The sequence below is a fragment of the Photobacterium sp. genome (assembly GCF_057456235.1).
Map to the genome: position 1 here is coordinate 78,388 of NZ_JBVCPH010000017.1, position 8,756 is coordinate 87,143.

7 protein-coding genes are annotated in these 8,756 nt (G+C 44.7%); all 7 read left to right on the forward strand.

The window, feature by feature from the left end:
- Nucleotides 1-132: 132 nt before the first annotated feature.
- Complete coding sequence (gene gmhB, locus AC2204_RS17320; RefSeq protein ID WP_318926925.1) at nt 133-687, forward strand: D-glycero-beta-D-manno-heptose 1,7-bisphosphate 7-phosphatase; 555 nt, start codon at nt 133-135, stop codon at nt 685-687.
- A gap of 487 nt (nt 688-1,174) precedes the next feature.
- Nucleotides 1,175-2,272, forward strand: coding sequence for a porin (locus AC2204_RS17325; protein WP_318926926.1), 1,098 nt, complete (start codon nt 1,175-1,177; stop codon nt 2,270-2,272).
- A 283-nt stretch (nt 2,273-2,555) separates the two neighbouring features.
- The gene (locus tag AC2204_RS17330) at nt 2,556-3,581 is read left to right on the forward strand and encodes an ABC transporter permease subunit (RefSeq protein ID WP_318926927.1); all 1,026 of its coding nucleotides are present in this window, start codon (nt 2,556-2,558) and stop codon (nt 3,579-3,581) included.
- 4 nt (nt 3,582-3,585) lie between these two features.
- Nucleotides 3,586-4,626, forward strand: a complete 1,041-nt coding sequence (locus AC2204_RS17335; RefSeq protein ID WP_413466716.1) for an ABC transporter permease — start codon at nt 3,586-3,588, stop codon at nt 4,624-4,626.
- A 29-nt stretch (nt 4,627-4,655) separates the two neighbouring features.
- On the forward strand, nt 4,656-6,482 hold the full coding sequence (locus tag AC2204_RS17340; protein ID WP_318926937.1) for an extracellular solute-binding protein: 1,827 nt from the start codon (nt 4,656-4,658) through the stop codon (nt 6,480-6,482).
- A gap of 17 nt (nt 6,483-6,499) precedes the next feature.
- Nucleotides 6,500-7,486 carry an ABC transporter ATP-binding protein gene (locus AC2204_RS17345; protein WP_318926928.1) on the forward strand — a complete coding sequence of 329 codons (987 nt, stop codon included), beginning with the start codon at nt 6,500-6,502 and terminating at the stop codon, nt 7,484-7,486.
- Nucleotides 7,486-8,487 (forward strand): ABC transporter ATP-binding protein, encoded by a 1,002-nt coding sequence (locus AC2204_RS17350; RefSeq protein WP_318926929.1) that lies wholly within the window; start codon nt 7,486-7,488, stop codon nt 8,485-8,487. The genes AC2204_RS17345 and AC2204_RS17350 overlap by 1 nt, the downstream gene beginning before the upstream one ends.
- The last annotated feature ends 269 nt before the right edge of the window (nt 8,488-8,756 follow it).

Below are 8,756 nucleotides of genomic sequence, written 5' to 3' on the forward strand. Positions count from 1 at the left end.
CGTCCAGACGTCTAGATGTTGTTTTTTGTTCTTTTCTTTTACAGAAGAGGCGATGCATTATCGGTAAACAGGTGAATACCAGCCTCTGGCATGCCATAATCTGCCTAACGCAATAATACAGAGGGCTAACTCTTGGCCAAACCAGCAGTCTTTATCGATCGTGATGGCGTAATCAACGTTGATCATGGTTATGTTCATACCGTGGACGATTTCGAATACGTAGAAGGGGTGTTTGAGGCCTGTAAAAAACTCAAAGAAATGGGGTATATGCTTGTGTTGGTGACCAACCAGGCCGGTATTGCGCGTGGGATGTACACTGAAGATGAATTCCTGCGTCTGACAGAATGGATGGACTGGAATTTTGTCGATCATGGTGTTGAGTTTGACGGTATTTATTATTGTCCGCATCACCCAACAGAAGGTGTGGGTGATTATAAACAGGACTGTGAGTGCCGCAAGCCTAAGCCGGGAATGTTTATTTCGGCTCGTGATTATTTAGCAATCGATATGACTAATTCCGTTATGATCGGTGATAAAGCGGAAGATATGATTGCGGCAGAAGCAGCGGAAGTCGGAATGAAAATTTTAGTTCGTACTGGCAAGCCTGTTACTGACGAAGGCGCAGTTCTGGCTAGTGTGGTGCTGGACAGTGTTGCTGATGTGCCTGCTTGGCTAGCAACTCGTTAAGTTCAATCTCAAATAGCAGAAGGTCGCCTTAGGCGGCTTTTTTTATGCTTGTAATTCAGTGCTTAACAGGCAAATGTGACCCATTGACTGAAAGTGGGTTATATTAACACCTCACTTTTACTAGAACTTTTTGGAATTAAAAATAATATTAATAGGTTATTTTCGCATATAAATCGGGACGTGCCTATGCACTATTTTGACTATTTATGCGAAATTGCGAATAGGCCGGTGTGTTGTGACGGAGGGGGAATAGTTATTTATCCTTTGAAATAAAGCGTCGAGGCGCACTTGGCACAATGTTTCGCGGTGAGAATTATGCACCAATTAATCGCGCGACCATTTTGTAAAATACAACTTATTTTATATGTGTTGTCATCTTTTGTAGATTTATATTGCGTTGATAAGAAATTGGCTTATTGCTAGGTTGTTCAGGCTTAGTTCAGGAAGGATTAGGCGTTAAGGATAATAAAAATTACAGGAAAGTATGATGAAAAAAACACTTCTAGCAGTAGCAATCCCTTCTCTTTTGTTTGCCACATCGGCAAACGCCGTTGAAATTTTCAAGTCTGACGAAGGATTCGCCGACTTTTACGGTCAGCTTCGAACTGAAGTAAAAAAACTTGAAGATAAGGATGTCACGTTAAACGCAGGGTCTTCTCGTGCCGGCGTTACAGCACAATACAAGCTTACCGATACAGTGGATGTGTTTGGTAAGGTTGAATTTGGTTTGAACTACAAAACCAAGGAAAAAGATTACGCGATGAAAAACCGCCTGCATTATGCCGGTGTAGATACGGATGTCGGTAAATTTACTTTCGGCCGTCAGTGGGTTGTTTCGGATGATACATGGGGTGCCGATTATTCCTACTTCTTTGGTGGTTCTGCATTGCGTCACGCGACGCTTTCTGGTGCGCGTCACGATTCACTGATCAAGTATAACTATGAAGGCGAAAGCTTCTGGGTTGCTGGTAACTATGGCCTATCTGAAGATGATACCAATCAGGAGCTGGCTGAACTGTATGCCGGTACCAGCTTAGGTGACTTTAACCTGCACTTCGGTGGCGGTCAGAATCGCGATAAAGCTTATAAAGTTGGTACCCATACAATAGAGGAAGTGAAAGATAAAGTTACAGGTGCACTGACAACGCTGAAAAGTGAAGAGGACGTTAAAGCGGATCTTCAAAATACGTATTTTGAAGGTACGGTTGAATATACGGTTGGTGCTGCATTGATTGGCTTTACTTACTACAACGCTGAACTTGAAAGTCAAGGAGGCCAGAAGATCAAAGAAAATGGCTACAGTGTAGGCGGTACATACAGCTGGACTGACAAGGCTACAACTTATGCGGGGTTTGATTTTACTGATCAGGATGCATCAGAATCATCGCTAAAAGATGGTGATAGCAAAGGATTCCACATCGGCTCTGTTTATCATTTTAACAAGTGGGCTCGTATCTATGCTGAATACGCTTACGCAGATGGTCGTACCCTGGGCTACAGTAACAAAGGCTCAGATACAACTATTGCCCCAACAGAAGTGGATAGCGAAAGTAAATTTGCTATCGGTGCGCGTGTTTACTGGTAATTCCTTTTAAGCCATGTCTTTTTCCCCCCGGCCCTATTGGCCGGGTTTTTTGGTTTCTGGGGGAGAAGAAATACGGAGACATGTGATTCCCGGCCGTGGAGTGCTCCGTACGCTAAAATAATAGCTAATCAACGCTGTGATTTGTCTATCCGTCGATATTCGTTGTGGTGATTCTCTCTCACATATCCGCAGTTGCTCGTTGCTATTGCTCTGTGCGGTGATTGATAATGACATTATTAATGGCAGGAGCCTAAATTACTGAAGACAAGGAGTTAGTCTGCAGATGTTGTCCTATTTTTTCCGTCGGATGCTGTTAGTCATCCCGACATTTCTTGGTATAACCCTTCTTATTTTCACGATCACCCGTTTTGTGCCGGGGGGGCCGGTTGAGCGGATGCTGGCCAGTATGCAGGCAAAAGGAGATGCTGCATCATCGATGACAACACCGGGTGGCAGTAGCGCGTTATCAGAAGATCAGATAGCAGAATTGAATGCTTTTTACGGGTTAGATAAACCGGCGCTCGAAGCCTATACCGACTGGCTCGCTAAATTAGTCGTGCTCGATTTGGGTGAATCGACCCGTTATTACGAACCTGTCTGGGACATGATCGCCGAGCGGCTACCCGTTTCGGCGTTCTATGGGGGAATGACCTTTTTTATCAGCTATTTCATTTCTATTCCCCTTGGCTACTTCAAAGCCATGAGACATGGCAGTGTGTTTGATTCGGGATCATCCATTGTTATTTTTGTCGGCTATGCACTGCCTGGATACGTCGTTGGGGTTTTGCTGATCACCTTATTCGGCTATCACCTTGAATGGTTTCCGATGGGGGGCTTTGTCGATGATGATTTTGACGACTATGAGAGCGTTTACGATCAAGTGAAAGACATTATGTGGCACGCTGTGTTGCCGTTGATTTGTTATTTGATTGGCGATTTTGCCACGCTAACCATGACAATGAAAAATAATCTGATGGAAAATTTATCATCAGATTATGTACGAACTGCTATAGCCAAAGGCCTGCCGTTTCCACAAGCAGTACGCAAGCACGCTCTGCGTAATAGCCTAATACCGGTAGCAAGCCATTTTGGTAACTCCCTGCTATTTTTCATGACCGGCTCATTTCTTATTGAAGTTATTTTTAATATAGATGGTGTGGGTTTGCTAGGGTATGAAGCGATTATGGAGCGGGATTACCCTGTTGTTATGGGGATTGTTGCGATTAATGCGGTATTACTGATGATCGGCAATATTCTGTCGGATGTTTGCGTCGCGATTGTTGATCCTCGAGTGAAGTTCGGAGCCTAGACTGATGAGAATAAATCCGTTAACACTAAAGAAAATCAAGCGATTTAAAGAAATCAGACGCGGGTATCTGTCATTTTTAATCTTGTCTTGTTTACTGATACTCTCTCTTTTTGCCGAGTTTTTGATCAATAGTCAGGCGCTCGTCGTCAGATACAGTGGCGACTACTATTTTCCGGTGATGAGTGATGTCAGGCCGGGAACCGATTTTGGCTTAGATTACTCTAAAGAGGCTGATTACAGAGAATTACAGCAGCTTTTTGAGCAGCAGAATGGCGATAATTTTGTTATCTTGCCGTTAGTGCCATGGAATCCCTACGAACAGGATTTTAGTGGTGAATACCCGCCAACAGCTCCAAGCTTTGACGATCAACATTACCTGGGGACCGATACCATCGGCCGCGACATTTTAGCCCGTCTTTTTTATGGTTTTCGCATTGCTATGGGCTTTGCCTTAACGACCATGGTGATTTCGTATGCAATCGGCGTTTCTGTCGGCTGTGCGATGGGATTTTGGGGCGGGAAATTTGACTTGATAGCCCAGCGCTTTATTGAAGTTTGGTCAATGGTTCCTTTCCTGTATGTAATTATGATCCTGGTATCGATCACCCGACCCACCTTTACCTTGTTTGTCGCGATAAATGTACTGTTTGGCTGGATGGGAATGACCTGGTACATGCGCACCATGACTTACAAAGAGTCGGCTCGGGAATATGTGATGGCAGCCCGTGCCTTAGGTGCATCGACTGCAAGGATTGTGTTCAGGCATATATTGCCAAACACCATGGTCATGATTGTGACTCTGGCCCCCTTTACCATAGCGGCCAATATTACCGCGTTAACGGCGCTGGATTATTTAGGGCTTGGTTTGATGCCTCCCACACCGAGTTGGGGCGATTTGTTACAACAGGGAAAATCGAATCTGGACTCGCCATGGATAGCTTCTTCCGTTGTTGCTGCCATTGTTATGGTACTGGTGATGGTGACCTTTATTGGGGAAGCAATCCGTGAAGCTTTCGACCCTAAAAAATATACCCGCTATATTTAAGATCTACCGTATCAACAAGGATGTTAATGATGTATGAAAAAATAAAATTATCCGCCTTAGCGATGATATCCGCACTAGGTTTTACCGTGCATGCAGCAACGTTGCCTGATGATCTAGAGTGGATATCAAACCCGAATGAACCTATTTTTGCGTCGAGTGATGCTCAGTTCGGTGGAACTTTCCGCACCTACCTTCAGAGCTTTCCACAAACATTCCGAATTGTTGGGCCTGATTCAAACGGTAGTTTCAGGCATTGGCTATTAGATACTCGCCCTAACTTAGTCAGGCGACACCCCATTACTTATAAATGGATTCCGGAACTTGCGAACGAATGGGCTTATGGGAAGGATAATAAAAGTATTTATTTTCGAATAAATCCCAACGCCCAGTGGTCTGATGGTAAACCCATTACAGCCGAAGACTTCAAATTTGCGGTCCAGTTAATGCGTTCAAAAGATATTGTGGCACCTTGGTACAACAACTACTTCACCGAGCAGGTGGAGGGGGTAGGTGAAATTGACGATCATACCATTGTCATTACGTCGACAAAGGCTAAAAACCGGGAAGATTTAATGACGACGCTTTATGACATTCAACCCCGTCCTGCCCATTTTTACACACCGAGAGTTGACAAAAACAGTGATGGGGTTGATGACAATTTCGTTCGTCTTTATAACTTTAAAGCAGAACCGTCATCGGGGCCGTACTATGTGGATAAAGTGAAGAAAGGTAAATCTATTAGCTTTAAACATGTAGGGCGGGACTGGTGGGGCTACTCCAATAAGTATTATAAAAATCGTTATAACGTAGAGAAGATCCGGATCAAAGTGATCCGCGATCAGGATATTGCGCAAAAATATTTTGAGAAAGGTGATCTTGATGCCTTTGGTTTGATTATGCCTTCGCTTTGGCATGAGAAATCAAATGGCGAGCCTTACCAGAACGGCTATATCAATCGGTTTTGGGGGTATAACCAGCTACCTCAAGGTAGCGGTGGAGTCTGGATCAACACCGCCAAGCCTCATCTGGATGATATCAATGTCCGGAAAGGTCTGGCACTCGCCATTGACTTTGATGGCATGATTGAAAAAGTATTGCGTGGTGATTATGTCCGTAAACCGAATGGACTTGGTGTCGGACATGGTGAATACACCAATACTGATATTAAGCCTGACCCGTTTGATCCGAACCGCGCTGCAGACTATTTTATCCGGGCTGGGTTTGATCAGGTAGGGCCAGACGGGATCCGAGTCAACAGCCGTGGCGAGAAGCTGATGTTTGCCGTGACCTATTCTTATTCTGCCCATACCCCGCGTATCGCCTACCTGAAAGAACAGGCGAAGCAAGCCGGTCTGGAGCTGACGTTGAATTTAGTTGATGGATCTTCTGCATTTAAGTACGTGCTTGAGAAAAAGCATGAACTTTCATTTCATAACATGGGGACCAGTTATATTCCGCAATATTGGGAATATTTCCACTCGGATAATGCCACTAAGCCACAGACGAATAATTTTACTAACTACAGCTCGCCAGAGCTGGATAAGTTGATCATGGCTTATCGGGCTGAATTTGATTTAGGCCGGAAGAGGGCGATATCCCGACAGATTCAACAAACTGTTGCAGATGCGAGTGTGATCATTCCTGGTTATATCGTGCCGTACACCCGCGAAGGATATTGGCGTTGGCTGAAATATCCGACTCCTGCGATGACTAAACTGACAGAAGCCATGTTTTCTCCGATAGATCTGTCAACATTCTGGATTGACGAGGAAATAAAGAAAGAAACCTTGTCTGCCATGAAAAAGGGGAAGCATTTCGAACCTGTCACTGTCATCGATGATACCTATAAATTATAGACATGGGAGTAGCGGTTATGACCCATGAAGTCTTACTGGAAGTCAACGATCTTGTGACAGAATTCGTGACCGATGATGGTGTCGTGCGTGTTCTTGATGGTGTTAACTTCACCGTAAAGAAAGGGCAAACATTAGGGATTGTCGGTGAGTCCGGGTGCGGAAAGAGCGTGACCGCTATGTCCGTCATGGGCCTGTTGCCGAGACCTTACGGGCAAGTTACTGGTGGAAAGATCATTTATCGGGGAGCGAACATTGTTGATTTGCCACCTGAAAAACTCTATGCGATGCGGGGTAACCGTATCTCTATGATATTTCAGGATCCGATGACGGCGCTGAATCCGGTGCACAGCATAGGTAAACAACTGTGTGAGGTTCTCGAATTACACCGCCGTGATTTAGATAAAAAAGATCGCCTGAAATTTGCGATTGATATGCTAGCTAAGGTTGGGATCCCATCACCGGAACAGCGTATATCAGAATATCCGCACAACCTTTCAGGCGGCATGCGTCAGCGAGTCATGATAGCCATCGCGCTGGCGTGTAAACCCGATATCCTTATCTGTGATGAACCCACAACAGCACTTGATGTGACCGTGCAGGCGCAGATTCTCGATTTAATGCGTGAGCTACAACGTGACACGGGGATGGCGATTATTTTCATTACCCACGATTTAGGCGTGGTCGCTGAAATGTGTGATGACGTTGTTGTTATGTATGCTGGGCGAGTGGTGGAAATGGCTGATATTTTCACCTTATTTGAGAAGCCAAAACACCCCTATACACTTGGCTTGCTTAAATCGATGCCAACGCAGCATACCGCGCATAAACAAAAGCTGGATACGATAGCGGGCAACGTTCCTCCGTTAAACGAAATGCCTGATGGTTGCCGTTTCTGTACTCGTTGCCGTTATGCTACTGATGAGTGCCGTGACCTTGTCCCAGCCTGGACTCAGTTAAAGGGATCTCACAAAGTGAGTTGCCATCATTGGATGGAGGTAAGCTAATGTCGGAATTACTGCGTGTTGAAGATCTTAAGCAATACTTCTTTTCCGGTGGCGGTATCTTAAGAAAGGGCTACACGGTGTATGCCGTAGACGGGGTAAGTTTTTCCGTTAAGCAAGGAGAGACGCTGGGCTTGGTTGGTGAATCAGGCTGCGGGAAAAGTACACTCGGGCTAACGTTATTAAAATTGTTTGAACCTACCGCAGGTAAGATCTTTTTTGAAGGGCGTGATATTACCCATTTGTCAGTAAAAGAGATGCGTTCACTTCGTCAGGAAATGCAGGTTATCTTTCAGGATCCGACGGAATCACTGAATGCTCGCCATACTGTTGGAATGATAATTGAAGAGCCATTTATTATTCATAAGATAGGTAAGCCGGCGGAACGAAAAGAATGGGTAAAAGATCTGTTGGTAAAAGTAGGTTTACCTGCCGGTGCTGCAGAGCGTTACCCTCATGAGTTTTCTGGTGGTCAGCGTCAGCGTATTGGTATTGCCCGTGCGATTGCATTAAAGCCTAAGCTCATTGTATGTGATGAATCCGTATCGGCTTTGGATGTATCAGTGCAGGCGCAAATCCTTAACTTATTGTTGGAACTGCAGCAAGAGATGAATCTAACTTTAATCTTTATTGCCCATGACTTATCAGTAGTTAAGCATATATCAGATCGCGTTGCTGTCATGTATCTGGGTAAAATAGTGGAAATTGGGCATGCATTAGAGGTTTATAGCTCACCTCTACACCCTTATACAAAGGCATTATTGTCTGCGATACCGGTTGCCGATCCCCGGCAAAGAAACAGCAGTAGGACGGTACTGGAAGGTGAGTTGCCTTCACCGATTAACCCACCCAAAGGTTGTCATTTTCATACTCGCTGCCCATATGCGACAGACAGGTGCCGAGAAGAAAGGCCGCTATTATTGGAAAAAGTGGGTGATCATGCTGATGCGTGTCATTATTCTAATACTCGCCAGGTAAAGAGTGAATTTCGACAAACAGCATGAAACATCCTCGGATTTCTTGTGGTTGGCTAAAAAGTAACCGGTTGAGTGTTTTATTAAAATTAAGGCTTGCAGATTATCGGGGACTCCCTATAATTCGCTTCCGTTGTCACGACAAACTACCGAGTAGATAGCCGAGGCAATAACGTTCTTTAACAATTTGACCATGCAATCTGTGTGGGCACTCGTGAAAAAGTTAAGTCGAAAGATTTATCAATGAACTGAGTGACCGAACAGTATGATTCCTGCAGAGGAATGATATTGGCACAGTC

Coding starts and splice junctions, on each gene's coding strand:
- AC2204_RS17325 (WP_318926926.1), top strand. CDS start 1,175: ATGAAAAAAACACTTCTAGCAGTAGCAATCCCTTCTCTTTTGTTTGCC.
- AC2204_RS17330 (WP_318926927.1), top strand. CDS start 2,556: ATGTTGTCCTATTTTTTCCGTCGGATGCTGTTAGTCATCCCGACATTT.
- AC2204_RS17335 (WP_413466716.1), top strand. CDS start 3,586: ATGAGAATAAATCCGTTAACACTAAAGAAAATCAAGCGATTTAAAGAA.
- AC2204_RS17340 (WP_318926937.1), top strand. CDS start 4,656: ATGTATGAAAAAATAAAATTATCCGCCTTAGCGATGATATCCGCACTA.
- AC2204_RS17345 (WP_318926928.1), top strand. CDS start 6,500: ATGACCCATGAAGTCTTACTGGAAGTCAACGATCTTGTGACAGAATTC.
- AC2204_RS17350 (WP_318926929.1), top strand. CDS start 7,486: ATGTCGGAATTACTGCGTGTTGAAGATCTTAAGCAATACTTCTTTTCC.